General features: G+C 55.1%; 21 protein-coding genes. 14 read left to right on the top strand and 7 right to left on the bottom strand.

Annotated elements, in window-relative coordinates:
• Positions 1 to 234 carry a hypothetical protein gene (locus tag CEE69_RS17655; protein ID WP_233215345.1) on the bottom strand — a complete coding sequence of 78 codons (234 nt, stop codon included), beginning with the start codon at positions 232 to 234 and terminating at the stop codon, positions 1 to 3.
• A gap of 277 nt (positions 235 to 511) precedes the next feature.
• Here CEE69_RS17655 and glpK point away from each other — a divergent pair, with 277 nt between their 5' ends.
• Both glpK and CEE69_RS17640 read left to right on the top strand, forming a co-directional pair.
• Positions 512 to 2,017 (top strand): glycerol kinase GlpK, encoded by a 1,506-nt coding sequence (gene glpK, locus CEE69_RS17645; protein ID WP_099261933.1) that lies wholly within the window; start codon positions 512 to 514, stop codon positions 2,015 to 2,017.
• 63 nt (positions 2,018 to 2,080) lie between these two features.
• Entirely contained in the window at positions 2,081 to 3,670 is a 1,590-nt protein-coding gene (locus tag CEE69_RS17640; RefSeq protein ID WP_099261932.1) for a glycerol-3-phosphate dehydrogenase/oxidase, read from the top strand.
• On the opposite strand, the gene CEE69_RS17635 is transcribed toward CEE69_RS17640, so the two are convergent.
• Entirely contained in the window at positions 3,667 to 4,812 is a 1,146-nt protein-coding gene (locus tag CEE69_RS17635; protein WP_099261931.1) for a DUF1593 domain-containing protein, read from the bottom strand. The genes CEE69_RS17640 and CEE69_RS17635 overlap by 4 nt on opposite strands.
• Before the next feature lie 174 nt (positions 4,813 to 4,986).
• Here CEE69_RS17635 and CEE69_RS17630 point away from each other — a divergent pair, with 174 nt between their 5' ends.
• The 9 genes from CEE69_RS17630 to CEE69_RS17595 all read left to right on the top strand — a co-directional run bounded on the left by CEE69_RS17630 (position 4,987) and on the right by CEE69_RS17595 (position 12,518).
• A complete protein-coding gene (locus CEE69_RS17630; protein ID WP_099261930.1) occupies positions 4,987 to 6,081 on the top strand; it encodes an isocitrate/isopropylmalate dehydrogenase family protein in 1,095 nt (364 codons plus the stop codon).
• A 60-nt stretch (positions 6,082 to 6,141) separates the two neighbouring features.
• The gene (locus CEE69_RS17625; protein WP_099261929.1) at positions 6,142 to 7,443 is read left to right on the top strand and encodes an MFS transporter; all 1,302 of its coding nucleotides are present in this window, start codon (positions 6,142 to 6,144) and stop codon (positions 7,441 to 7,443) included.
• On the top strand, positions 7,440 to 8,489 hold the full coding sequence (locus tag CEE69_RS17620) for a Gfo/Idh/MocA family protein (RefSeq protein WP_099261928.1): 1,050 nt from the start codon (positions 7,440 to 7,442) through the stop codon (positions 8,487 to 8,489). The genes CEE69_RS17625 and CEE69_RS17620 overlap by 4 nt, the downstream gene beginning before the upstream one ends.
• Positions 8,486 to 9,133 (top strand): cyclase family protein, encoded by a 648-nt coding sequence (locus CEE69_RS17615; RefSeq protein WP_099261927.1) that lies wholly within the window; start codon positions 8,486 to 8,488, stop codon positions 9,131 to 9,133. The genes CEE69_RS17620 and CEE69_RS17615 overlap by 4 nt, the downstream gene beginning before the upstream one ends.
• A 49-nt stretch (positions 9,134 to 9,182) precedes the next feature.
• Complete coding sequence (locus CEE69_RS33250; RefSeq protein ID WP_233215344.1) at positions 9,183 to 9,365, top strand: hypothetical protein; 183 nt, start codon at positions 9,183 to 9,185, stop codon at positions 9,363 to 9,365.
• 13 nt (positions 9,366 to 9,378) lie between these two features.
• Positions 9,379 to 10,584 (top strand): four-carbon acid sugar kinase family protein, encoded by a 1,206-nt coding sequence (locus CEE69_RS17610; RefSeq protein WP_233215343.1) that lies wholly within the window; start codon positions 9,379 to 9,381, stop codon positions 10,582 to 10,584.
• 24 nt (positions 10,585 to 10,608) lie between these two features.
• Positions 10,609 to 11,025, top strand: a complete 417-nt coding sequence (locus CEE69_RS17605) for a VOC family protein (RefSeq protein ID WP_099261926.1) — start codon at positions 10,609 to 10,611, stop codon at positions 11,023 to 11,025.
• Between the two features lie 80 nt (positions 11,026 to 11,105).
• On the top strand, positions 11,106 to 11,564 hold the full coding sequence (locus CEE69_RS17600) for a hypothetical protein (RefSeq protein WP_099261980.1): 459 nt from the start codon (positions 11,106 to 11,108) through the stop codon (positions 11,562 to 11,564).
• 63 nt (positions 11,565 to 11,627) lie between these two features.
• Positions 11,628 to 12,518 carry a hypothetical protein gene (locus tag CEE69_RS17595; protein WP_099261925.1) on the top strand — a complete coding sequence of 297 codons (891 nt, stop codon included), beginning with the start codon at positions 11,628 to 11,630 and terminating at the stop codon, positions 12,516 to 12,518.
• Here CEE69_RS17595 and CEE69_RS17590 read toward each other — a convergent pair.
• The 5 genes from CEE69_RS17590 to CEE69_RS17570 form a co-directional block, all read right to left on the bottom strand.
• The gene (locus CEE69_RS17590) at positions 12,515 to 15,607 is read right to left on the bottom strand and encodes a PAS domain S-box protein (protein ID WP_099261979.1); all 3,093 of its coding nucleotides are present in this window, start codon (positions 15,605 to 15,607) and stop codon (positions 12,515 to 12,517) included. The genes CEE69_RS17595 and CEE69_RS17590 overlap by 4 nt on opposite strands.
• 59 nt (positions 15,608 to 15,666) lie before the next feature.
• Entirely contained in the window at positions 15,667 to 16,065 is a 399-nt protein-coding gene (locus CEE69_RS17585) for a response regulator (RefSeq protein ID WP_099261924.1), read from the bottom strand.
• Between the two features lie 285 nt (positions 16,066 to 16,350).
• The gene (locus tag CEE69_RS17580) at positions 16,351 to 18,924 is read right to left on the bottom strand and encodes an ABC transporter permease (protein ID WP_099261923.1); all 2,574 of its coding nucleotides are present in this window, start codon (positions 18,922 to 18,924) and stop codon (positions 16,351 to 16,353) included.
• A 73-nt stretch (positions 18,925 to 18,997) separates the two neighbouring features.
• Positions 18,998 to 20,080: an ABC transporter ATP-binding protein gene (locus CEE69_RS17575; RefSeq protein ID WP_099261922.1), complete on the bottom strand. Its 1,083-nt coding sequence runs from the start codon at positions 20,078 to 20,080 to the stop codon at positions 18,998 to 19,000.
• The gene (locus CEE69_RS17570; RefSeq protein ID WP_233215341.1) at positions 20,077 to 20,556 is read right to left on the bottom strand and encodes a hypothetical protein; all 480 of its coding nucleotides are present in this window, start codon (positions 20,554 to 20,556) and stop codon (positions 20,077 to 20,079) included. Before CEE69_RS17570 ends, CEE69_RS17575 begins: the two co-directional genes overlap by 4 nt.
• A 406-nt stretch (positions 20,557 to 20,962) precedes the next feature.
• Between CEE69_RS17570 and CEE69_RS17560 the strand changes: the two genes are divergently transcribed.
• From CEE69_RS17560 to CEE69_RS17550, 3 genes are all read left to right on the top strand, one after another.
• Positions 20,963 to 22,096 carry a sensor histidine kinase gene (locus tag CEE69_RS17560; RefSeq protein ID WP_099261919.1) on the top strand — a complete coding sequence of 378 codons (1,134 nt, stop codon included), beginning with the start codon at positions 20,963 to 20,965 and terminating at the stop codon, positions 22,094 to 22,096.
• A gap of 158 nt (positions 22,097 to 22,254) precedes the next feature.
• The gene (locus CEE69_RS17555) at positions 22,255 to 26,490 is read left to right on the top strand and encodes an FtsK/SpoIIIE domain-containing protein (protein WP_099261978.1); all 4,236 of its coding nucleotides are present in this window, start codon (positions 22,255 to 22,257) and stop codon (positions 26,488 to 26,490) included.
• Positions 26,491 to 26,519: 29 nt separating this feature from the next.
• Positions 26,520 to 26,882, top strand: a complete 363-nt coding sequence (locus tag CEE69_RS17550; RefSeq protein WP_099261977.1) for a hypothetical protein — start codon at positions 26,520 to 26,522, stop codon at positions 26,880 to 26,882.
• Positions 26,883 to 26,931 lie beyond the last annotated feature (49 nt).

Below are 26,931 nucleotides of genomic sequence, written 5' to 3'. Positions count from 1 at the left end.
TCACTCGTCGTCCTGGTAATACATGCTCGCGGTAACACGACCACAGTATTCGCAGTGAGCTTGGATCCGCTTGCCAACCGATGCGGCTCCACAGCGGATTCCTCCGACGTCCCAAACCGATTGTTCACGGTTGCATTGAGGGCACCGGATCATCCAACGCTTTGACGAGTCTCGAACCCGGACAAACCATGCCGCGGGCAAAATGGATTCCGCCATCTGTTGGATCTTCGACATCGTCACACCTCGGTCCACTTGAGCCCGCGAATTCGATACCACACTTCAGTCTAGCGGACCCGCATCAACGCTGGGCAAAGATCTCGCGGCAAATCACCTCAATTCTTCGAGCGTTTGATTGCAAAGTATCTCGTTCTGCATTGCGGTCGACTTCGGCAAAAGAACATTGCAATGGTTGCTCCAGTGACACCACGCGGCAAAACGGGGCGGCGTGACACGGGTAGAATCGAATCAACTTGGGCAATCATCTCGACAAACAGCAAGGCGGAGAGTTTCAGTGAAGGCAATTCTGGCACTAGATCAAGGCACAACGAGCTCTCGAGCAATATTGTTTGCGCACGATGGATCGATCATCGGCGCGTCGCAGAAGGAGTTCACTCAGCACTACCCGAAACCCGGCTGGGTCGAGCATGACGCCAATGAAATTTGGCAAACCCAATTGGAAGTCGCTCGCGATGTCCTGCAGAAACACGAAATGGATAAGTCCGACATCGTCGCGATCGGAATCACCAACCAACGCGAAACGACTCTGGTTTGGGATCGTGCAACCGGCGAACCCATCCACAACGCGATCGTGTGGCAGGATCGACGCACAGCTTCGGCCTGCGATGCATTGCGAGAAGCTGGACACTCTGATCTCGTTCAACAAAAGACGGGATTGATCATCGATGCGTACTTCTGCGCAACGAAGCTGCGATGGATCCTGGATCATGTTCCGGGGGCGAAGGCTCGAGCAGAAAAGGGCGAACTTGCATTCGGCACAATCGACAGCTGGCTGTTTTGGAATCTCACCGGCGGAGACCTGCACGCAACCGATGTGACCAATGCGTCCCGGACCATGCTGTGGAACATCCACACGGGTGAGTGGGATGACGAGTTGCTGGAACTATTTGAAATTCCGAAGGCGGTGCTGCCAACCGTGCATCCTTCCAGTCACGTGTTCGGCGAAACCCAGCCGACGTTGTTCGGGAAGTCGATTCCGCTTGGCGGAGCCGCCGGCGACCAACAATCGGCACTGTTTGGCCAGAACTGCACGCAACCAGGGATGGCCAAGAACACATACGGGACCGGTTGTTTCATGCTGATGAACATCGGCGAGACACCTGCCTCGTCACCGTCTCGGTTGTTGACCACGGTCGCTTGTTGGGACGGAGGAAAGCGAGAATTCGCGTACGAGGGAAGCATTTTCATCGCCGGTGCGATTGTGCAGTGGTTGCGAGACGGGCTGGGAATCATTGAGTCGTCTTCCGAAGTCGAATCACTTGCCGCCAGTGTCGACGACACCGATGGTGTTTACCTCGTTCCCGCTTTCGCTGGTTTGGGTGCACCGCATTGGGACGCCTACGCACGCGGAATTCTGGTCGGGCTGACTCGCGGAACCACCAAAGCTCATATCGCTCGGGCTGCGCTTGAGGGAATCGCTTATCAAGTGGCTGACGTACTCGATGCGATGCGAAGAGATTCCGGCGTGGCCATCGAAGAGTTGCGTGTCGACGGCGGAGCGGCCGCGAATGATCTCCTGATGCAGTTCCAGGCCGACATCATCGGTGCTCGCGTCGTCCGCCCCAAGGTTATCGAAACGACGGCGGCGGGTGCGGCCTACGTCGCCGGACTCGCGACTGGTTTCTGGAAAGATTCCGCCGATATCGAACGCATTTGGGAAACCGACCGAGTGTTCGAGCCACGAATGCCCGCCGAAGAAGTGGCTCGTCGTCGACAACGCTGGGCTGCGGCACTTGAACGATCCAAACAATGGGTGGAACAAGAAGAATCCGCCGATTGATTCAGCATACTCCGACAAGCCACGCCAGTCTTCTCAACAGCTTTTCTTCCACCCTCACGCAACATGCAACGTCAACAATCTCTGACAAAACTCAAAGAACGGTCCGAGCCCTGGGACATGGTCATCATTGGTGGCGGTGCAACGGGAGTTGGGATCGCCATGGATGCCGCCAGCCGTGGAATGGATGTCTTGCTTCTCGAACAAGCGGACTTTGGAAAGGGTACGTCCAGTCGCAGTACAAAGTTGGTGCATGGTGGTGTCCGATACCTTCAGCAGGGCAACATCACCTTGGTCCGAGATGCGTTGAAAGAACGCACACTTCTCCGCAACAATGCACCACAGTTGGTGCATGACATGCCGTTCTTGATTCCCTGCAAATCTCGTTGGGAACGGATGTACTACGCGATTGGATTGAAGGTTTACGATTGGTTGGCGACTGGAAATCGTTTCGGGCAATCTCACGCGGTCAATCAGAAGGAGTCGCTCGAACGAGTCCCAACGATCAAACCACAAAAAGCCAACGGCGGCGTCATCTACCACGACGGGCAATTCGATGACACGCGTCTGTTGATCAGCATGGCGCGAACTGCCGACGAGCAAGGTGCTTGTTTGCTGAACTACTTTGCCGTCACTGATCTGACCAAAGACGAAACCGGCGAGATCAACGGTGTCGTCGCAGAAGACCGCGAAACGGGCGAAACCCATTCGATCGCAGCGCGTCGTGTGATCAATGCCGCTGGGCCGTTCTGTGATGCGGTTCGAGCGATGGATGAACCGGCGGCAGAAAGAATGCTGGCGGCCAGTCAAGGCGTGCACATCGTTCTGCCTCGACGCTTCTTCCCCGGTGACATCGCCATGATCGTCCCGAAGACATCCGATGGACGGGTCCTGTTCATCATCCCATGGCACAACCATGCCGTCGTCGGAACGACCGATACCGCGATCGATTCCGTTTCGTTGGAGCCCAAACCACAAGCCGGAGAGATTGAATTTCTTCTTGAAACCGCGAAGGAATATTTGGTGGAGGCACCATCGCGTGAGGATGTCCTCAGCGTGTTCACTGGAATTCGCCCGTTGGTCAAAGGTGACAAATCATCGCGGACGGCATCGTTGTCACGCGATCACACCATCCGAATTTCCGATTCGAAGTTGATCACAATCACTGGCGGTAAATGGACGACAGTCCGAAAGATGGCCGAAGATTGCGTCGACCGAACGATTGCATCGACGAAGAACGCTGCCAATCCTTTGACCGCCAATGCGTGCCAAACGGAATCACTGCATTTGCATGGCTACGATCCCAACTCGGGTTCCACCAACACGGTCGCAGGCGCGGGACGTGGTCACTATGGATCGGACCTCCCGGAGATCGAAAGACTCGAACGAGAAAAGCCGGATTGGGCTGCACCCATGCATCCGGACCTTTCGATCACTGGCGGTGAAGTGATCTGGGCGATTCGCTATGAAATGGCCCGAACGGTCGAAGACGTCCTGGCACGCCGAACTCGATGTTTGTTCCTGAACTCGGACGCCGCACTACAAATCTCTGAGACGGTCGCAAAGATGATGGCGAACGAATTGAACCGCGATCAAACATGGACCGAGGAGCAACTCGCATCATTCCAGAAGCTTTCCGAAGCCTATCGAATCTAGTCGCTGACCGGCAAACACCATCGCATTCGCTCGGCAAAGTCCGCTTGAAAGTCAGGTCGCCACCGACTGACGGAGGTTCGGGGTTCATAGGACGGAGTTGCGGGTCGATCGAGGTACCAACCGTCCTTTTGTTTCGCAAACTCGCCGCCCCAACCCGGCCGAGTCGGATCATCGGAGTCGTTGCCTCCACGGGGAAGGAAGAAAAACCATGAAGGCGTGTCGCCTTCTTTCATGCAGCCATGTGGGTTCGGTGCAGTCCACGTTTTTGTCGGGTAGAGACTTCCCAGCGGTCCCATTTGACGCACATTCGTTTCGATCCAATCGCGACTGGTCAGACTGACATCGCCCGTCAGATACATCCCACGAAAATTCGCGATGCGTTTGTCGGCCTTGGGCGTTGCAGTGGAAAGGACGTAATGCATCCCAGGAAACTCGCTGCGCATCCAATCTGCAATTCCATCTTGGTCGGCGATGTCATAAACGCGAAACTTTCGGACGAACTTTGCCAATCCATCCGCCCCACGCTCTGATTTGACTCGGTACAAAGCCTGGGCCAAGTCCGTTTGCCCGCCCCAAATGGTGATGCACAACGGCGACTCAACCGAGCCTGCATCAATTCGTTCGATTAACAATCGAGAGCCATCCGTGTCATGCCCTTCGCCAACGTGCTCGCGTTCGCGAAGCGGGTTCCCGGAGACAACAACGCTCCGCAGCGTCTTCGCGGTCGGCCATCCATCGCCGTGCTTTTGCAGATTCGGTCGAACGGTTTCATAAGCGTCGATCAGTTGGTGAATCAAGTCAGGACGCGTGATCGATTCCTCTAGCTCGCCGCGTGTTCCAGACGCACTCGCGATCAAAGCTTCGATTTCAAACTCATTGGAGTAAACCAGCAATCGAATCAACGATTGTGTGTCATCAGGATCACCGCCGATGTCGGTCAATACCGCCAGTCGTGGGCGTTCAGCCGAGACAGTCGAGGCAAACAGTGACGCGACACATGTCAGAATCAAAGGTGTCGCTAAAAGTCGCTTTGGAATCGGCACATCAATCTCTTTGCAAACGCGGGTCAGTTCTTTAGATGCTTTGAGTGTATAGACCGCGACGAAAGGATGTTGCCTGTCCTCTGTCGGATCCAATCGCATTGTGGTGTAATGTTTCCCGCTGGCAAGCAGCGGAGGCGTCCATCATGTCGCTCTTCGCCGTTTGCGATCACGCTGGAATCGGTCCCTGGTGAACGTCGCGATGGACTCACCGCGATTTGATTCCTTCTCTGCTGTGATTCACCGATCGCTCAACTTTTCTAGCAACGTTTCCTCATGACCCAATCATTTCATATCGTCATCTTAGGTGGCGACGGCATCGGCCCCGAAGTATGCGACCAATCGGTTCGACTGCTCGAGGCGATGCAGCCACATTTGGACAACGTTGAGTTTCGGCTGGATCATCACAGCGTTGGTGTCGGTGAATACCAACGTTCTGGCGAAGCATTGCCGCAATCAACATTCGATGCTTGCGTTGAATCCGACGCCGTGTTGCTGGGTGCAATGGGATTGCCGAACGTCCGCTACCCCAACGGAAAAGAGATCGCACCGCAGTTGGATCTTCGCGAAAAGTTGCAGTTGTACGGTGGAGTCCGCCCGATCCAACTGTTCCACGAAGATGACACGCCGCTGAAGGGTCACGGCCCCGGTGACATCGATTTCGTACTTGTTCGGGAAAGCACCGAAGGACTGTTCTACGGTCGCGACGCGATAGCGGATTTGGACGCCGACGAAGCTTGCAACATGTTGCGGATCACGCGTTCCGCGTCAGAGCGAGTTTGCCGATTGGCGTTCGAAACCGCTCGTCGCCGCGATCGCAAAAAGACGGTCACCTTGATCGACAAAGCCAACGTGCTTTCTTCAATGGTTTACTTCCGTCACATCTTCGACGAGGTCGCGAAAGACTTCCCTGATATCAAAGCGGAACACGTTTATGTCGATGCGGCGGCGTTGTTCTTGGTTCGGCGACCACAAGACTTTGATGTCATGGTGACCGAGAACATGTTCGGTGACATCCTGTCGGACCTTGCGGCGGGGCTAGTTGGCGGAATGGGAATGGCTCCATCCGGCGACATCGGTGACACAGCAGCTGTGTTCCAACCCTCTCACGGATCGGCTCCCGACATTGCCGGTCAATCCATCGCCAACCCGATCGCGATGCATCTTTCGACCGCGATGATGTTGGAGTGGCTGGATCACCCCGAAACTCGCCGTGCAGCGCATGCACTCAACGCTGCCATCGCCGACGTATTGTCGGACCCAACCCAGCGCACCGCCGACATGGGCGGCAAGCTCTCGACCGTTGAGATCACCGACAAAATCGCAGACCGCATGAGCCGACGACTGCAAGGCGAAACGACCGCTGTTTGAGATTCGCGTCGAACTGATTCGACAGCGAGCACTATCAACTTCTTTTGAACGGACACTGCGATGCCCACACGCTTCTTTCTGATCCTCGGCGCGTTCATGTTGTCCGTGCTGATGTGGGTGGATCGAGCTTGTATCTCGGCGGCCAAAGAAGACATGGCGACCGATCTGGGATTTTCGGATCAACAGATGGGTTGGGTCATGTCGGCCTTCGCGTTGGGTTACGCACTCTTCCAAGTCCCCAGCGGCAAATTGGCCGATCGATTTGGACCGCGGCGAGTGATGACGGTTGTCTGCCTGATTTGGTCAGCGTTCACGGTTCTGACGGGAGTTGTCCGGGGCCTGACGGCCATGATTGGATTGCGATTTTTGTTCGGTATGGGCGAGGCCGGCGGCTACCCGACCCTGGCTCGAGCATTCACGTCGTGGCTGCCCATGAATGAAAGAGGGATCACCAACTCGATCAGCTTTTCCGGCGGCAGACTGGGGGCGGCACTCGCGATGCCCGGAGTGGTCTGGTTGATCGGCGCTCTCGGTGGGTGGCAACAAACATTTTGGTTCTTCGGCGCACTGGGAATCGTGTTTGCGTTCGTTTGGTTCCTGCTCTTTCGTGACCTTCCCGAGGACCACTTCGCTGTTTCCGAATCGGAAGCGGCCCACATCATCGATTCGAGATCACCCAAACGGTCCGGCACGACCACTGAGGTCGCGGAAGCCCCCATCCGATTCACGCAAATGTTGCGGTCGAGCAACATGCTGATGCTGATGGTCCAGTACGTCGCCCACAACTTCACGTTCTTCTTCACCGTCAGTTGGTTCTTCCCTTACCTAAAGGAACAGTACTCTTTGACCAGCCAGCAAACCGGGCTCTATGCCGCGGCGCCGTTGCTGTGCGGAGTGGTTGGGAACTGGCTGGCTGGCTTCACCGTCGATCGGCTCTACAGTCGTGGCCAATGGAAACTCTCTCGGCGATTGCCAGCCGCGATCGGTTTCGCTTTGGGTGCGATCGGGATGAGCTTGTGCGTAAACATGACCACACCCATGTCCGCAGTGATTTGCATGTGCATCGCGATCTTCGGCAGTGACATGATCCTCAGCCCATCTTGGTCAACTTGCATGGACATTGGTGGCAAGAGCGCCGGTGCGGTCAGCGGAGCCATGAACATGGTCGGAAACCTGGGCGCGTTCGCAACTTCATTGTCGTTCCCCTATTTGGTCGCCCACTTCAATGCACACGAGCCGTTCTTCTACTCCGCCGCGGCCCTGAACGTGGTGGCGATCTTCATGTGGTTCCGTATTTCTCCTGATCGTTCCATCGCGGAAGAGCTGAACACCTCGTCGCCAGTAGCGGGAGCCACTCCATGAACGCAAATTACGAGGGTAATCGACTCCGAGGCGCGGTGATCGGCGCCGGCTACTTCAGCCAGTTCCACTACGATGCCTGGAACCGGATGGACAACGTCGAGATCGTTGCGTGTTGCGATGTTGACGTCGACAAAGCCCATGAAGTTGCAAAGAAGTACTCCGTCAGTTCAGTCCATTCGGACTACCGACAGATGCTCGATGAACACGAACTGGATTTTGTTGACATCATCACACGTCCGGACACTCATCTTCGGTTGGTCGACGAGATATCGCAGCGTGGTCATGCGATCATTTGCCAAAAGCCACTCGCACCGACGGTCGAGGAAGCCCGCGAATTGGTCGCGCTGACGGAAGAACGTGGAATCCGCTTCATGGTTCACGAGAACTTCCGATTCCAGCCTTGGTATCGCGAAATGAAACGGCTGATGAACGAGGGTGTCATTGGCAGTCGCTTGCATTCACTTTCGTTCCGCAACCGGGCCGGTGATGGACATGGGGCGGATGCGTATCTCGCTCGCCAACCCTACTTTCAAACGATGGAAAAGTTCCTGATTTTTGAGGCTGGCATCCACACGATCGATACGTTTCGATATCTCGGAGGCGAGATCGATCAGACTTGGTGTTGGCATCGCCAGCTTAACCCTGCCATCGCAGGCGAGGACACCGCGGTGGGTGTCTTTCGCTTTCACGATGGTGCGATGGGACTGTACGACGCCAATCGGTTCAATGAATCAACGGCCAAGAATCCTCGATACACCTTCGGCGAGGTTTTGCTGGAAGGCGACGAAGGATCCATTCGCCTTCATGATGACGGTCGCCTGACAATTCAGCGTTTGGGTGAATCCGAAAATGAGCATTCTTATTCGCCCAGCCAACATGGTTTCGCTGGAGACTGCGTTTTCGCGACCCAACGACACTTCATCGATCAACTGCAAAGCGGCGAGCCTTTCGAGACGGACGGCCCGAGCTACCTGAAGAGTCTAGCGGTCCAGGAAGCGATGTATGATTCGTCCCGATCGGGATCGTGGGAGACGCCAAAAGTATGAAAGTCATCGACCTGACACTGCGTCTCGAACCGGGAATGCGCGGGTTCGAATCGGAGAGCAAATTCACATTGGCCGAGAACGGTTGGAACGCGAGCACGCTGCATCTGTATTCGCACTGCGGGACGCACATGGATGCACCGCTCCACTTTGAAGCGAGCGACCAAACCATCGATGAGATCCCGCTGCAAGATTGCATCGGTAACGCTTGGTTGGTGGATCTCGCCCACCTTCCACCAAAAACTCCGATCGAAGTATCGCACCTAGGTGAACTCGCCAATCGTTTTCCCCCCGGAGACGCGTTGTTGCTGCGGACGATGTGGAGTCAGCATGTCAGTGACCCGACCTATTATCGGGACAACTTTCAGCCGATCAGTCCGGGCCTGGCTCGTTGGATGGTGGACCGAAAAGTTCGCTTGGTGGGCGTTGAACCTCCATCCGTCGCGGATGTCAACAATCTTCCAGCGGTCACGGAAATCCATCAAATCCTGCTCGGCGGAAATGTGATCATCGTCGAAGGCTTGACCAATCTGGATGCAATCACGGAACCAAATTGTTTGTTCGGTGCCATGCCGCTCAAGGTTGCGGGTGGAGATGGAGCGCCCTGCCGAGCGTTTGCTTTGCTGAATTGCCCCATCGAAGCTTGAGACGCTCGCCTTTTCAAATCCCCATCACCCCTGCTTCGCTCCAACTCCCATGAAACAAGCACTCTCGGAAGCTCTGCAAGGCATCGCGGCAGAACGCTCTGAATCGCTACTCCCCGAAATTCGCGAAGAACTCGAGCGAACCAACCGGAAGATCGTTGTGTTAGATGATGATCCGACCGGAACCCAAACCGTGTACGACACGCCGGTTCTGACCACTTGGGGGAATCGATGAGTTGATCGCGGCGTTGAATTCGCCATCGAACCTGTTCTACATCCTCACCAATTCACGTGCGTTGACCGAACCCGATGCAATTCAATTGGCCTCGCAAATTGGTGAGAACCTGACCGAAGCTGCTCGCCGAACTGATCAACGGATTGTCGTCGTCAGCCGAAGCGATTCGACACTTCGTGGCCACTACCCCGCGGAAGTCGACGCGATTGCTGCCGCCGTTGGGACACCTGATGCCGTTCACGTGATTGCCCCGTTCTTCCTGCAAGGCGGTCGTTTCACGATCAACGACGTTCACTATGTCGCTGAAGATGATGGTTTGGTTCCCGCGGCAGAGACGCCATTTGCCCAGGACGCTGCGTTCGGATTTTCAAACAGCGATCTGAAAGAATGGGTTGTCGAAAAGCACGGCGGAAAGATCGATCCAAATCAGATTGTTTCTATCGGGTTGAACGAACTGCGTTCGCCCGACCTGACGCCGCTTCAAGATCGGTTGACCAGCCTGTCTCCAGGATCAGTTTGCATCGTCAACGCGGCCTCGATGCGAGACATCGAAGCCTTCGTTTTTGCAGCTCAATCTGCCGAACAGAAAGGACAAACGTTCGTCTATCGGACTGCCGCAAGCTTCGTTCAAGCCTTCGCTGGGTTGGAACCAAGAGAACTGCTGAGCGCAGATGAGATGGTCGACGGCGATTCGGAAACCGGATTGATCGTCGTTGGTTCGTACGTCCCCAAGACAACTCAACAACTCGCCTGTTTGCTCGAGAATGAACCGGAACTGAAGTCCGTCGTTTTGGATGTCGACCAATTGCTATCCGATGATAGTGAATCGTACATCCAAGAAATTGTTCAAGAAGTGAGCATTGGATTGCAACGATCCAACGTCGTTCTCTCCTCGTCGCGAAAATTGGTGACCGGGAATGACGCCGCGTCCAGCTTATCAATTGGCAGTCGAGTTTCAGACGCTCTAGTTTCCGTGGTCGAGAGACTCACTCAGCGTCCTCGATTCCTGATCGCAAAAGGCGGAATCACTTCCAGCGATGTCGCGACCAAGGGTTTGCGAGCGAAACACGCGATGGTGCTCGGGCAAATTTTGCCTGGTGTACCAGTGTGGAAGATGCCGTCCGACAGCCACTTCCCTGGTATCGCTTACGTCGTCTTCCCTGGCAACGTCGGCGGCAGCGACGCGTTGCTGCATGCCTTTCAAAAACTCAAAGCCTGAATTCACGTACCCAACGAGGATCCCGTGTCGACGACACCACTGTTCAAGAAGCTCGATCATATCGCCATCGTGGTCCGCGACACCGATGAGGCACTCGCTTTCTACCGCGACCAACTGGGGCTGCCCGTTGTCATCGACGAACACATTGAGTCAGGTAACGTTCGGTTGACCCACTTGGACATGGGCAACCTGCATTTACAACTCGTCCAACCACTGACAGACGACCATCCGCTAATCGAACATCTAAATCAAAAAGGCGAGGGGCTTCATCACCTTTGCTTCGAAACCGAGGATGTCCGTCAAACCTTCGCGGAACTGCCGGGCCGCGGAATGGCACCCAAAAGCGAAACGCCTCACGATGGCGTGCTTGGAAAGAAGGCTGGCTTCATCGATCCAGCCAAAACTCGCGGCGTGATCTGGGAAATGACCGGCCCTCAGTAGTCCTCGCTATGCCACATCCGCCTCATTCGCTTCGTCTATTCGGACGGTTTGCCGGCTTGTTGCTGACGAGCTGGGTCGTGATGACGATGACGCACGAACTGGGTCACATCTTCGGCGGATGGAGTGGTGGTGCGACGTTGGTGGATGCCGACCTGCGGCCGTGGCACCTCCCGTACTCAATTCACTCGCCCGATCCATCTCCGTTGCTGACGCTGTGGTCGGGACCAATCGTTGGGGTGGCTATTCCGATTGTTGCCGCAGTCATCATTCGTTGGCGTTCGGCGTGGTTTGTGGCCGACTTCTGTATCCTTGCAAACGGAACCTACCTAGCTTTAGCCTGGCTGGCAGGGGATCCGCACTTGGACACTTCGCGTCTACTCGAATCTGGCGCATCGTCGATATCCCTCGCGACCTACTGCGTCCTCACCATTAGCTTAGGCTACGTGCGCTTCCGCAATGATTGCGTGATGTTGTTGAGCGAAAACCAGCCCACCAATCACTCACAGGAATCCGAATCCGCCGACACCGCGTCCAGGTGACCTTGTATTCGGCAGCCGCGGCGTTGGCATTTCACTTCGATACACTTGCTGCACATCCAAATCATGCTCCAATCGACGCTTCTGCTCGCAGTTCTCGTTTTATCAGAGGTCGCATCGCCGACAGCTGCAACAAGTGCTTCGACGCTTGAGAACGTTGTCATTGACACGACGCCAATTGCCGGAAACACCCCGCGAGTTCTTCTGGTCAATGAAACGAAAGACGTCTGGTCGAGACTGAAGGAGACGCAATACACACACCGCAAGCAAAGCGTGATCGATCTCGATCGAGGAATTGTCAAATTTGATTGCAGCGGATTTGTATGTGAGGTTGTGCTGAAGAATGCGTTGCCGGATCACTACCGACGGATCAATAGCTATCTGAAGAAGAACCGCACATCGATTCCTTCCGCCGAGAACGGTCGGATGTGGATGACACGTCCGTTGGCTGGATTGTTCTACGACTACCTTGAAAAACAGCAACCGGACGATTGGCTGGTTTTTCGTTCGCCCGAGGATCTGATGCAGGGCGACATAATCGTTGCTCGCTACGACGACGAATGGCGGATCCGCCGCGGGAAATCGACGACGGGGCACATCATGATCGCTTGGGACGTCAAGCAAGCGGAAAGCGAGACCTCGATCCAGGTCCGCGTTTTCGACTCCTCACAAGGAGCCCATACAAAACGACTCGACACTCGCCATCAAGTTGACGGTCGGGTCACGGCGATCGACAACTCGGGAATCGGTTCCGGTGTCATGCGGTTTCGACTGGACAGGCAGGGAAACGCGAACGGCTACAAGTGGAGCCTCACCAGCAAACGCTGGTACAACCAACTCGGAACTGAAGAAGCCACAGGCAACCAGCACTACGATCGCCTGGAAGGCATTCTGTTCGCGAGACCAATTGATCCTGTCGATACAGATACCAATCTTAGCGACGAGAATCTGAACTAGCCGACGATTGCTTCCACCAACCCACCAGCCGTCGATGAGTCTTCGGAACCACCGGCAGCAATGAGCAATGAATCGGATTCAACCAACGGCGACAACGTGATTGTGAACTGAGTCCCCTTGCCGGGCGTCGAGTCCACCTTGATTGTTCCGCCATGCTGGTTGACGACCACGTCATATGCAATTGCCAGTCCCTGCCCCGTTCCCTTCCCGACATCTTTGGTCGTGAAGAACGGGTCAAAAACTCGACACTTGATACTCTCTGGCATACCGGTGCCCGTGTCGCTCACAATGATTTGGACATCTTCTCCAACCTTGCGAGTTGCAACGGTGATGTTCCCCAGTTCGCGGGATTCGCTGCCAATGAGTTCCTCGATTGCGTCCGCGGAGTTGACCACCAAGTTTAGAATCACCTGACTCATTTGTGCAGGGAACATCGGCAGCGGACTAATTGTGTCGTCGAGTTCTAGTTCCAAATTGGCAACGTACTTCCAATGGTTTCTCGCCACTGTGGTTGCGTCTCGGATCAGCTGATTCAAATCCATCACGCTCTTGTCCGAGGTTCCGGGATGCGACATCGTCTTCATTGCTCGAACGATATCAATGACACGGTTTGACGCATCATGCGCTTCTTGGATGGATTCAGTGATGTTGCGTTGCAACGCATCGAAGCGACATGACGCTTCGGCTTTTGGAACGACTTGCTGCGCCAGCTCACTTGGTTCATCGTCCTCACGCAGTTCACGATAGGCGTTGATCAGGTTGAAAGCTTTGTCGAAAGCCGAATTCAAATATTCAACGTTTCCGAACACGCACTGCATCGGGGTGTTGATCTCGTGCGCAACTCCGGCCGCAAGCTGTCCGATGCTCTCCAGCTTCTGCGTTTGTGACAATTGACGCTGCATTTCCTTCTTGCTGGAGATGTCCCGAATCACAGCTTGTTCGTAGAGTCGTCCAGAAAGTTCAAACGAGACAGCGGAGATATCACATTCAAACGCCCTACCGTCTCTCGTTTGATAAGTCCATTCGAAGTGCTTCTTTCCTGTATGGCGGATCATTTGCATGATTCGATCAGCTTCAAGATCGGATCGCTTTCCATCCGGCTGAAACTCCGGGGAGAGAGCCATCACGTCCACGTTGCGCATCGCTTCGACGCTATCGAAACCGAACAACTCCAGAGCCCTCGGATTGCAATCCAGGAGTTCGCGATCCGACAGGAACAAGATTGCATCCTGTGAGGAATAGAACATCGCCTGCGAACGCTTTGTGTTCTCGACGAGCGCCATTTCAACCCGTTTACGCTCATTGATTTCCATGGTCGTTCCAGCCATGAAACTCGCCTTCCCGTGTTGATCGCGGGCGACGGCCTGTCCCCTTGCAAACAGCCAGTTGTACTTTCCATCTGGACGCTTGCATCTCCATTCGATCTGAAAGACGTCGGTTTCGCCAGCAATACAGCGACCGACTTCGCCCTGGACGTATTCAAGATCATCCTTGTGAACGCGAGCGAACCAAAGTTCAATTAGATCGCCTTCTTTTGAACAACTATGGCCCGTGATCGCTTGGCAACGACTGTCGTAGAACACGATTTCATTCGCCACATCCCAGTCCCAGATGGACATCCGGCCTCCGTCGAGAGCATACTCGATTCGTTTGGTCGCTTGCTTCAGTTCTTCAGCAGATTCATGGGCTTCGGTGACATCATTCTTGATGGCCAAATATCCAATGTGTTCGCCGTCATCATCGAGAAGAGGCTGAATATCGAGATTGACCCAGTAGTGGTCGCCATTCTTCCTACGATTCAAGAGTTCTCCATGGAAACCCTGCTGCCTACTAAGAGATGAGCGGATGCATGCAATCGTTCCGGGATCAGTTTCCTCGCATTGAAGAAAGCTGCCCGGGCTCTTTCCAACAACTTCCTCAAACTCATAACCGCTGATGCGAGTGAATCCTTCATTAACCCAGGTAATCTTTCGATTGACGTCCGTGATGATGACCGAATTGGTCGTTCGTTTCGCGACCATCGCCAGCTTTCGCAGATCAACGGTCATTCGAGCTGCCGTTCGATTGGCTCGATAAGCGCTCGAACTTAACACAAGCACGAGTGACGAAACCAAAATGGTGCAGCAGGCCCCGCCCAGCCCAATGGTCCAAACCAGCGAAGCAGTGGTGGTCGTAAAAGCCTGGGTCGGGAACATCTCGATGTCCCAACGTTGTCCAGCGATTCGCTCCGAAGCATGATGTTTGAATTCACTCGCGTAGGAGTTGCTCAACTCGCCACTTGATGCAACCTCATACTCTCCCGACGATCCTTCATGAATGAACAAGCGGTATCCAAGTTCGCATCCGGTTGCAGATTCCAAACCCTCAAAGACAGCTGATGAATCGATCACCATCCCGACCCAACCGACGATCGAGGCCAGCCTTTCTTCTTCGGTTGTGGGCATCCCACGGTAGTGTGGAACCATGAAGAGGAAGTTCGCCTCATCCGGATCCGCACCCACTAACTGCAACCTGGGGGTGATCTGTGCTTGCCCCGTGCGTGCGGACAATTCCGCAGTTCTACGGCGAGACAGGTCTTCGCCCATGTCGAACCCAATCACTTTTGTGAATCGCGTCCCGGGCTGTACAAATTTGACGATAAAATGAGCAGGAATCAGGCGTTCGTCACCAACTCGATCGTAAGGAACTCCGGCTACCTTGGGCGTCATCAAATGCAACGCGGGCAATCCGGATTCAACCAACTCGTCGCTGAGTGTTTCCAAGGCTTCTGGAGTGTCAGGCACGACCTCGAGATATCCAAACGCCTCAGCACCTAAAAATTCATCATCAAAGTCGATCTGCGACAGAAGGTTGGTGAATTCGTCATACCGTACGGAATCGCTCGATGAAAAAAGGCACTGGACTGCGACCAGCGCCAATTCGCTCTGTTGCATTCGACGCTGAAACTCACCGTGCAAACGGTCCGCCAGGTGTTCGAAGCGTTCTCGGTCGTGACGCATTGCTGAACGTCGCACGATGTTTAACGTGGCGGCCGTCGTAGCAATTCCGACGCAAGCAACCACTAGTGCGAGAGTGAGTGAACGCTTCATGACACTTTCTGGGGGTAGGATCACCAGACGCCATTTGGGCGTCTCAAACCAATAGGCGATCAAGCACTGATCGTAAAATGAGCATCTGATTGTGGTGGAATTTGTTTTCCTTTACCGAGCTGCAATGCACCCTCGATCGCCTCAATGATTTCACCACGTGGCGAGGGTTTGTTCATCAATCGATAGACGTTCGATTCTTCGAGTGCCCGTTGTTCGCTCTCTTCGTCTTGATTACCAGTCAGAATAATGCAGGGAATAGTTGGCCATTCCGCTGCGATCTTCTTCACCAATTCGACGCCATCCATCATGGGCATACGCATATCGCTCACAACACAACTGATTGGCGTTTCGCTTCGCAGAATTTCAAGAGCCCTAAGGCCTGATTCGGCGGTCTCAACTTCGTAGTCACTTTCCATGCTACGTCTGAGCACGCGTAAGACGATGGTGTCATCATCCACGAATAGTATTCGTTCAGTACTGCACATGCGGATTCTCCCCACCTGAGAGTGAAACATGAAATGATTTGGAAAGCGGGGCACAACAAGACTAGCCCCCTTTTGTGACCGACTGCGATACTTCCGCGGCAATACGTGGTGGCCATTGACTTCAAGTTCCGTCAAACGGCCCAATCGTCACAATCGGATTTCCGGCTTAGGAACGCTCCAAATGTTGGGTCGGTTCCCGCCCAAGGAAAGAGATCCTGGACCTTTTTACGCGAGTAGCCGCTGCGTCCTCGACCAAATTTAGAAGTCGCTGCGAGCAAAGTAGAGGCAGCTCAGCAGCATCATCGCGATGATGAATACACCGCAACTGATGATCGGTGTGGCGATGCCGTATCGAACCACTTCGCCAGTTTCCATATCACCACCGCCGATAATGAAAGCCTTCTTCCCAGAAACCATTCCGGCGGTGGTATCGCCAAGCGCCAGGACCTGAGGCGTCAGCAATTCCAACAACCCAATCCCATAACGATCCACATTTCTCCAGAACGAGCGTTCGGGTTCGATGCTGCGGCTCAGGGTGAGTCCCCAAGAACCAGATTGATTGCTGATTTCAAACTCACTGATTCGGTCGACATTGTGCGCGACGATCAGCTGGACCGAGGTCGAGTCCGCCGCGAATTCCACCATTGCCGTTTCGATGTCGTCGACCGGCAGTGTCGAGATGATTTGCAACTGTATTGTTGAATCGTCCGCCTCCGTCGCTTCTCTCTCGATCACGCTCAGCAAGTGGCCATTGCCTTCCGTGGTCACGACAAAGAACAAATCATCGGCGACCGCGTGAATGGCAAGAGGTGCGATTTCATCGGGCCAATCGCCCGCGTAAATCTCTTCCAATTCGCTAAGATCAAACAAGCGAGCCACCTCGTCGCCGGTGCTGGCGATCACAAACTGATCTGACGCCGCCAACACGGGAGGCAAGGGTGTGTCAGACCGAAGCAAATCCGCCGTGTGGTTGCGTTGCCATACGTTCTCCGTTGGATCGCCATCGGGTTCCAGCAACTGCAATTGACTGCCATTCAAAATCAGCAACCCCGTCGATTCGCTCGAGTTCCCTTCAGACGATTGATCCGCGCTCAATGGCACAGCCAAACGGATCGGCGGACTGAGCGCCACGTTCCTCGGCAGAATCGAGACGAACTCCTCCGTCGCACCACCTTGCATCGTCACCAGCGTGCTCAACCAAGCGCCGATGGAATTCGATGATTGACCGCGAGGTGAACGACCGTCTTCGCCATCGTTATCCTCCGCATTTGACTCGTCGGAATCGTCTTCCACCTTCTTTCCAATCGAAGACAGAATGTCTCGATTGTGTGTGATCAACAGGTCTGCTGTGTTGACCGCGAGTGTGTGCCCTGAGCCAGACTTGTCCGTCACGCCGATTGGAATCAAGCGTTCGGTCGCCGTTGGCAAACGCAACCCCGGTTGCGGTTTCCAATCGTTGTCACGAGCTAGCACGATGAGGTCGAGCGACCCTGAACCAAACGGATTGAACTTCCCGTTGCGGATTCTTGCCGTCAGCACGTGGTCTGCATCAATCGCGACGGGTCGCAAGACGCGATCGTTGGACATCGCCTTGCCATCAATCACAGGAACCCATTGAGACTGTTCTTCATCCATTCGGTTCAGTCCACCGCCGTTGGTGACCGACAGCAAATCATCGCCGGCACGAACCAATCCAGCGACACGGTCAGGTTGAACAATCCGCGTGTCAAACACACCCGCAATGATGCTGAACACCAAGCAAATCGCTGCCAACGCACCTGCCGCCGCGATCGAGATGATTGGCGATCGCCACTTCAAACCAGCCGGAACAGAAACACTGAAGAACACTGCAAACAAGAACACCGCGACGGGGATGCACCACAAGATTCGCGGGTTCCAAATTTCAAGTCGCATCCCAGCGATCAAGTACAAACCGATGACCAACTGAGCCACGCATAAGAATACGAACGCGCATCCGCCAACAAACTTTGCGATCAGCAAGGCGGGTCGCGAGACCGGTTTGCTCAACAACAAGTGCAACGATCCCGTTTGCAACATGTCTGGGATCATGGACGCGGTGACAAGAATGCCTAGGAAAACCAATACGAAACCGAGAAGCCAATGAACCAAAGTCGGAATGACAAATTGGTTGAACAGGGACTCAAACTGAGTTCGGTCGATCTCGAAACCGGTCGGAAAATCCAATGTGCCATACGTCAGCAACACTGATCGCGCACTTCGAGCCTCGAAGACGCCCGGCAAAGCGGCCTCGATCCGAAGCCGAGCACGACGTCGAACCAATGAATCGGAGAGTTCCTCAACCGGCTTTTCGTCTAGTTCACGCAGCTCGCGAAGCCGAACGGTCTCTTCCCAAGCACTCGCGTCGTACCAATGTCGCGAATCAGCTGCATCACTTGCTGCATCAGCCGAATCGCCGTCGGCGTCCGGATTGCCTTTCGCAAGTTTGAACTCCTGGTCGATCAATTCGTTCAAAGCGTCGGTCAACATCGGCAAAGGAATCCGGACCTCATCACCTTCGCCAACACGCTTCAGCTTTCGCGACAATTCCTCTGGCATCGCCGCCGCGATTCGGCCCAACGGAGCGTCCTCTTGCTTTGGGTCGACCATGCCTTGAGCAAGCATGGCCTTCATTCGCGTTCCGTTGTAAACGTCGAAGAAGCGGAACGTCGTCGTGTAGTCTTCGCGGACTCCGATTGGCGCAAGCATCGCCAGCAGTATCCAGATTGCCAGCATCGCGGCCCAAAGAACTCGCGAGGCCATCGCCGCGTGAAACGAATCCCAAACGACGGCGAAATAAGGTCGCCAATTCAAAGCATCTCTCCCGGGATCGTATTCAAAACAGAGGGTGTCGCCGATTTTCCGACACGAGACGAAGCCGCCGAGATCACGACGCCGATGTCGTGGCTGGAACAGGAGATCCAGATTGCTGCACCAATCGCATGAAGGTGTCTTCCAGCGTGTGTCGGTGCGGTTGCAAGGTCACGACCGATCCGTCCAGACCGCGAACCACATCCACGCTGGCATCCACGTCGGCTTGATCATCGCAATTCAATTGAACTCGCCACAGATCCTTCGTGTTGTTGGATCGAACCAATTGCCATGCAGAATCGCCCGACATCATTGGCTGCAATTGATTCTGCAATCTGTCCAAGTTGGATCGTTCGAGCTCGATCTCCATGTGGATGGTCAACTCAGATGTTGCGACTTCCAACCCGGGTCCGCTCAGATTGTTGATGGGTCCCGAGGCCAGCACACGGCCCTTCGCCATGATCGCCAAGTGCGTGCAAACCAATTCGACTTCGTGCAGAATGTGGCTGTTCAGAAAAATCGTCTTGCCGGCGTCTCGAAGACGCTCGATCACGCGGCGAACTTCGGATCGTCCGACCGGGTCCAATCCGTCCGTGGGTTCATCCAGAACCAACAGATCAGGGTCGTGCATCAAGGCCTGCGCCAAACCCAAACGCTGCAGCATGCCTTTGCTGAAACGACGAACCGGCTCGCGATCTCGACCAGCCAAACCGACCAGTTGCAACAACTCATCACTGCGGTTGCCGATCGTCGTTCCATCCAAACCGCTCAGTCGTCCGTAATACTTCAACGCCGATCGTGCGGTGTGATGCCGATCGACTCGCAGTGATTCGGGAAGGTAGCCGACGCGACGACGAGCGGCGGCCGATCCGGCGGGCAGTCCGAACAGGCTGGCCGAACCGCCGGACGAGCGAATGACTCCCAGCAAAATTTTGATCAACGTCGTCTTGCCCGCACCATTTGGCCCGAGCAAACCAAACACCTGCCCCGCGTCAGCATTCAATGTCACTCCGGACAGAGCATGGACGTGGGACGAACGCAGCCAACTTCCGCGATAGATTTTTTGCAGACCGTTGACGGAAACAATCGTGCCAAACTTCACGGGCACTTCGTCAGCGGCGGGGAAACTCTCGGTTGGTTCGACGACAGTAGAACTCACGCCAGAAGATTCTTCAGCGTCAGCAGGAACAACGTCAGAGCGGCGACGGCGATCATCGCGGCCAACAACAGCCGATTAGCGGGGTGACGCCAGGATGGCCCACTGACTTCGCGGTCGTACAAGCTGCGAAATCCTTCGCGTTCTTGAGGCGTGTCAAACACCCCGTCCTCGACCAATTCCTGCAATCCGAACTGAATTTGATATTCGATCACGCCAAAGACGTCTTGGCGGTGGTGGCCTTCGTCAACGCCTTTGGCTTCGAAGTACCAGAGCTGATTGCCGAATTGGTTGTCGGATTCAGCTCGGTCGTCGACACACTGCGAACGAACGATCTCACTATTTTTCGGACAGAACCTTGCCTTTGATAGCGCGCGGACACTGTCCAAACGGACCTGCTGGAGCGTTCTCTCGGAATACTGTCGTTGCTGCGCTTCGGCACGCATCATCCTAACCCCGCGTGGCAATGAAGAAGACACTTGGTCTTCGTTTGATCATTATTGCCGGTTGGGCAACCGCCGTCATGGTCGGAGTCAAATTTTTGAGGAAGTTTTGGCTCATTTTTGCGTTCACGATGTTCGGCACCACCCATTGGTGCGACAGCATGTCGCGTTCGCTTCCGAGTCACATGCCCGAACCGGAGGCTCGTTTCCCGAAGCGGCCCGATCATGAATTTGTCGTTCCGAGGCCACAATTCCTTCGACGCTATGGTCAACGCAGCAATCTTGCTAACGTTGAATGGACCACGGCTCAAACGGCCGTATCGGATCGGCGAGATTTACCGCTCGTCCTTTCACACAAAAGGCTTGCGTTCGACCCCCACGCAGGTCCGCCTCAATGAACAAAATACAACCTCGCTACTGAGCCCATTTCATCGCTCCTCCTATGAAGAACCAAGTGTCTGGTTCGAATCCCGCAAAGCTTGCAAAGGACACCGTCATCGTTTCGCCCATCTCGCATCGCCCGCTGACACTGCGAACGCCAGTCACACTGGGCGTGGTGCTGATCGTGTTGGTCGTTCTGCTGACCGCAGTTTGGATCAGCGGCACAGTCTGGGGTGCTGTCCGCAACGATTCAACGTCGGGAATGTTCTGGGTGATGCTGGGCGCTGGAGCACCTTTGTTGGTCGCGGTGCTGGCTGGGGTGATCGCGTATCTGACGCTTTCGGTCAAAGCGTTCAACCTGAATCGCCGCCAGTCCAACTTCATCGATTCAGTCACGCATGAATTGAAGAGTCCGATTGCGTCGCTGAAGCTGTACCTTCAAACGATGACAAGGCACGACGTCAGCGTGGAACAACAAAAGGAGTTCCACCTGATCATGTTGGAAGATGTCGAGCGGTTGGACAGCCTGATCAATCACTTGCTGGATGCAGCGAGCGTCGAAAGAGGCGGTGAAGGCTACGAGGCCAGCGATCTTTCCCTGGAAACGGTTTTGTCGAAATGCGCCCAAGGAGCTTGCGTGCGGTACAAAATGCCACCTGAAACGGTGAGCATCCATTGCCCGGCCATCTATGTGCATGCTCCCGTCGTCCAGATTGAGATTCTGTTTCGCAATTTAATCGACAACGCGATCAAATACGGAGGCTCGCCGCCCAAGGTGGAGTTGACCGCCGTCTGCTCCTCGTCTGGCGATGTGACCGTTTCGGTGCTGGACAACGGAACAGGAATCCCCGCCAACCTGCGTCGGAAAGTGTTCGGTCGCTTCGTTCGCTTGGGAAGTGAATTGGAACGAAGCAAACAGGGCACCGGATTGGGATTGTACCTGGTTCGCAACATCACACACGCACTTGGTGGACGCATCAACATACAAGACGGTCACTGGGCGGTTTCCACCGAAACCACTGACCCATTCGATGCGACGGAGTCATCTGCGCTCGAGCCGTCCTCCTCTGCCTCGCAACCAACCAGCAACCCCGCACCAAAGGGCAGCATCGGAACACGAATCGATGTCACGCTCCCCAACGGAAAGATCGTCGAACCAGACCCCGAAACGGATTCAACACCGCCCGCAGAATGATGGACAACTCGCAACTGTTTGCGACGGAATGATTGCGAGGGGACTTTTGAGACCGCCGTGTCACTTCTTTTCACCGCTCAAACTTCTACTGCCTGTATTTGCATTCGACGCCCTCTTTGAAGCCACTTGGCGGACTGGCATGGGTTAAAATCGAATCCATGAAAGACTCTGCTGTTTCGCCTGCGCTGTTGTTTGCTCCGGAACGCCAACGCCGTCTGCTTCATGGATTGATTCAACGCGTTGCGGCTTCGCGAGAGGAACATTCTCGATTGGTCCGTCAACAAGGCGACCAACACGCGAACATCGAACAGAGGCTTGCCGCCCAACTCGCCGCGGTCAAGGAAAACTGCAACGCGGATCGCATCAGCACGCTGAAGCAATGGGATGTGGCTCAAGAGGAGACCCTCGCGGCCTATGAAACCGCGACGCTGCAAACCCGCGATGAGCTGCGACGATGCTCGGCGAGATTTCGACGTCAATTGGCTGAAGAAGAGGCCGTCATCAACGGCAAAGTCGACAAACGCTTGATTGCGATCAAGAATCAATACGACGCACGAAAGGATCAACCGAAGAAAATCGCGACCAAAGAACATCATCAACTCGACGCCGCTCTTGCTGAATCCAACGAGGACATTGAATGGGCGCGAGCGTTGACGATCCGGCGACTGAATCGTTTGCTCGACATCCAAACTCCGAGCAACCTCTATTCCGAATTCGGTGAATCACAACCGACCAGCGTTGTAGACGCATTGGATCTGATTCGTCGACAAAACCGCCGACTGAAGTCAACCGTCGTCGATATGCAAAAAGGATTCGCCGCACACGTCGTCGACGCTGTGTACTATCTCCCATCGCTGGTCGCGGTATTGCTACTGCTCTTCGCCGGAACGTCGCTTCTTGTAAAAGCGGAACCGCTCCTGCACTACTTGATTGGATCCGTCGTCCTCGCGGGTTTGATCGGATTCACTTGCTACCTGATTCTGATGTGGCCGCTCCGGCGGATGACTCGTGCACTGCACCCCACCACCGAGCGAATTCGGTTGTCATCTCAGGACGCAGTGATCCAGGCCAAGCGAATCTCGACATCGTCGGCCAAAAAGTCCAGCCAGGAACTGATCCAGCGACGCGACGCCCACGTCAAAGAAGCTCACCATTGGCAGGAGAACCAACTGCTCGCTTTGAGAGAAGACCTCTCGGCAAAGCAGGCGGCCGAAGAGACCCGACTGAACGATCAACTTCAACGCATCGAGCAGCAGTTCCGTTCTGGCTTTTCCGAACTTCAGCAAACCATGCGTGAACGTGCCGATCAAACGGCCGACGCGATCACGGAAAAGCTCAGCCAGTCCGACGCGGCGGCGGGACAGACCCTGCAAGCCGTTGCACAGCAGCATCAACACACGTTGGAATCACTGGCCCAGCGGTTGAGCACTGGAATGCATCGCGGCATGACGCGGATCCTCGCCGCCAACGACTTGGTGGAATATCGGCATCCGCACTGGGACGAACTGCTTTCCAATCCACCGCCGCAGCATGCGGGAATCGATTTCCTTCCTTTGGGATCGATTCGTTTGGGCAACCGCTTGAAACAGCAATTCGATTCGGCATTGGGATACAGCGACAAGCAACGTGCGGAGACGAACGGTCATGCACGTGACGAAGCTGACATTCTGAATCGATTGCAAGTGCCCGACACGATGCCAATTGCAATGCATCGACGCCAACACTCCGGAGTGATCATCGAGGCACCAACGGCACACGTTGACGACGGCATCAAGATCGCTCATCAGATCCTTTGGCGTTTGCTCAGCGCCGCACCACCGGGCAAAGCTCGCGTGACGTTGATCGATCCCGCCGGACGAGGCCAAAACTTCTCCAGTTTTCTCGCGTTGGCTGATCACGATGCCAGCTTGATTCACCACCGAGTCTGGACCCAAGGGGATCAAATCACGGCGCGGATCAACGATGTCAGCCACCACGCCGAAAACATTCTGCAGTCATGCTTGCGAGATCAATACGAACGCCTGGAAGATTACAACCAAGTCGCGGGTTCACTGGCTCAACCATACGAAGCGATCGCGGCGGTTGGCTTTCCGGATGGTTTGTCTCGAGAAGCTCACTCGCAACTCGCATCCCTGATTCGCAGCGGGATTCGTTGCGGGGTGTTCGTCATCCTGGTGATCGATGAGAAACATGAGTGGCCCGCGGACATGCCGATGTTCGATCACCCCAATCTACTGCGTCTCAAATACGGCGATGCAGGCTTGGACTCGGGTGAAGAAGCAGCCAGAAAAGATCCTTCGGTTGCGTTCGACGGCCTGGATCGATCGATGCTGTCGGGTGAGAGACCAGAACCGAACGAAAACGGCATCATCCCGATTGCAACCAAACGGCGAGTTCGCTTGCTGGACGATGGCATCACGGCGGGCCATTGGCGATTGCTCAATGCCGGCTTGGACGAGTTCGAGTTCTGGCCCGCTCCGCCACCCATGCCGCAAGACCGTTCGGCGTTGATCAATCGGATTGGACGCCTTGCTCAAGAAGCGTCGCGGGTCGTTGTGCCGCTGACGTCTTTGCTACCCGAAGAGCAATTGCCCGGCCCGGAACAAACAACCAGTGCAGCCGATGGCCTCGACGTGATCATCGGAAGCTCCGGCGCCGGCCGGAACCGATCGTTGGACTTGGGCGAAGGAGTCCGGCAACATGTTTTGATTGCAGGTAAAACGGGATCGGGAAAGAGCACACTGCTGCACAGCATCGTGACTTCCGGTGCAGCCATGTACCGACCCGATGAGCTTCAGTTCTATCTTCTGGACTTCAAAAAGGGCGTCGAATTCAAAATTTACGCGGATTCCAAGCTGCCACATGCTCGCGTGATTGGCATCGAAAGCGAACGCGAATTCGGGCGCAGTGTTCTGCAACGCTTGGATTCCGAAATGACTACCCGAGGCGAACTTTTCCGAGCCGCGGGTGTGCAAGAAGTCGGTTCGTACCGGCGTGCTTGTCCAGAAAAGTTGATGCCACGGTTGATGCTGGTTGTCGACGAATTTCAAGAGTTGTTCACCCGAGACGATTCGCTTGCAGCGGACTGCACCGCATTGCTCGATCGACTGGTGCGGCAGGGACGTTCCTTCGGAATTCACGTCGTGCTCAGCAGCCAATCATTGGCCGGAGCAAACAGTCTGCCGCGTGCAACGTTGGGCCAAATGGCGGTTCGAATCGCAATGCAATGCAGCGAAGCGGACGCGGCATTGATCCTTTCCGATGACAACACCGCCGCCCGTCTGATTTCGCGCCCAGGTGAAGCGATCTACAACGACGAAAGTGGTTTGGTCGAAGGAAACCATCCATTCCAAGTTGCCTACCTCGAGAGTGCCGAGCAAGTCCGCCTCCTGAATCAGATCGGACAACGCGACGAATGCTGGAATCGAGAACTCGGTCCTGCGGTCGTCTTCGAAGGAAACCGCCCCGGTCGCTTCACGGGTGAAATGGTCCGAGAAGTCATCGACGACTCTGGGCCGTCCGACGCTCTGGTCGGGCTACTGGGTGAGGCCGTCGAACTCGGGCCGCCATGTGCATTGCGACTGCAATCCAACACGGGTCGCAATGCGTTGCTGGTCGGATCAGCGCGGAATCGACCCAACATCCTCGGCAGCGTCATCGCATCCGCAATGGCTCACCGTCCCGAGCTTTCGCTGGTCTTTTTCGACGGTTCACGAGCCGAAGAAGGCGATTCGACCGCTCACTGGATCCAGCAACATCATCTTGACGGACAAATCGTTCGAACCCGTGATGCTGAATCGGCGATGCTTCAGCTTTCACAATTGGTGGACAAGAGACTCGGCAAAGACCCCGCTGATTCATCGGACGACAGCGAAACCAAATCTCCGTCTCATGCGTTCAGTCTCGATTCCGGCGGGACTCTCGTGTCGGCAAACAATGACAAAGCAGAGGAACCGCCGATCAAACAGTTGCCCGTTGACAACGACACGCCTGTCTTGGTCGTCCTCGATGGTCTGGATCGATTCCGTGATCTGCGTCAACCGGAATCGATGAACTTCTCGTTGGATGCGTCCAGCCAAGTCTCCGGGTGCGACGCCTTCCAGGCCATCCTTCGCGAAGGCCCCGCGGTCAACGTGTTCGTCATCGTGACCCTGCCGTCGGCCGAAACGCTGAACCGCTGGCTGCCGCGTCAAAGTCACCACGATCTGGAGCTTCGATTGGTGGGAGCACTCAACGCGGGTGACTCATCGATGCTGATCGATTCCCCCGCGGCAGCTGATTTGTCTGCCGCAACGATGATCTTGTATGACGATTCCGACGGGCGAATGACCAAATTCCGGTTGTGCGACCCGCCGACGTCGGGAGAATTGAATTCGTTGTCTCTAAACAATTGATTTTGGTTCGTTCTTCTCAGGAAACTCACTTGGCCAAGTGCGACGAAGGTTACCGATGCGAAGTCTGTGGCGAAGATGTCATGTCAATCGTCGACAGCGATCTCTATCTGAGGTACGTCATCGGGCACCTGGATCCTGAGACGCTGCACGTCTCGCCGGAACGACACATCCGATGCAACCCGGTCCTGGCTCAATGCATTCGCGATGAACGCGTCGAGTCCGCCGAAGTCACCGGTCCGTTCGCACTGACGGAACTGGATTCCGACCACGCGAATCAAATGATCGAGCTGGTGACTCGCGGGTACCATCGTCTGTGGGAAATCAACTCCGAAGAAGGCGATCGAGACGTCACCGACTACCCACTGCCCGAAGTCAGAGTCCGTTACCAATAGCGGACAGGTTGGCCGGAGTGTGCATGTTTCATTACAAAGCGATGCACAC

Origin of the sequence: Rhodopirellula bahusiensis (assembly GCF_002727185.1) — a bacterium.
Taxonomy (GTDB): Bacteria; Planctomycetota; Planctomycetia; order Pirellulales; family Pirellulaceae; genus Rhodopirellula; species Rhodopirellula bahusiensis.
Note: the sequence above shows the minus strand (reverse complement) of the source record. Positions and strands in the feature narration are given on the sequence as shown.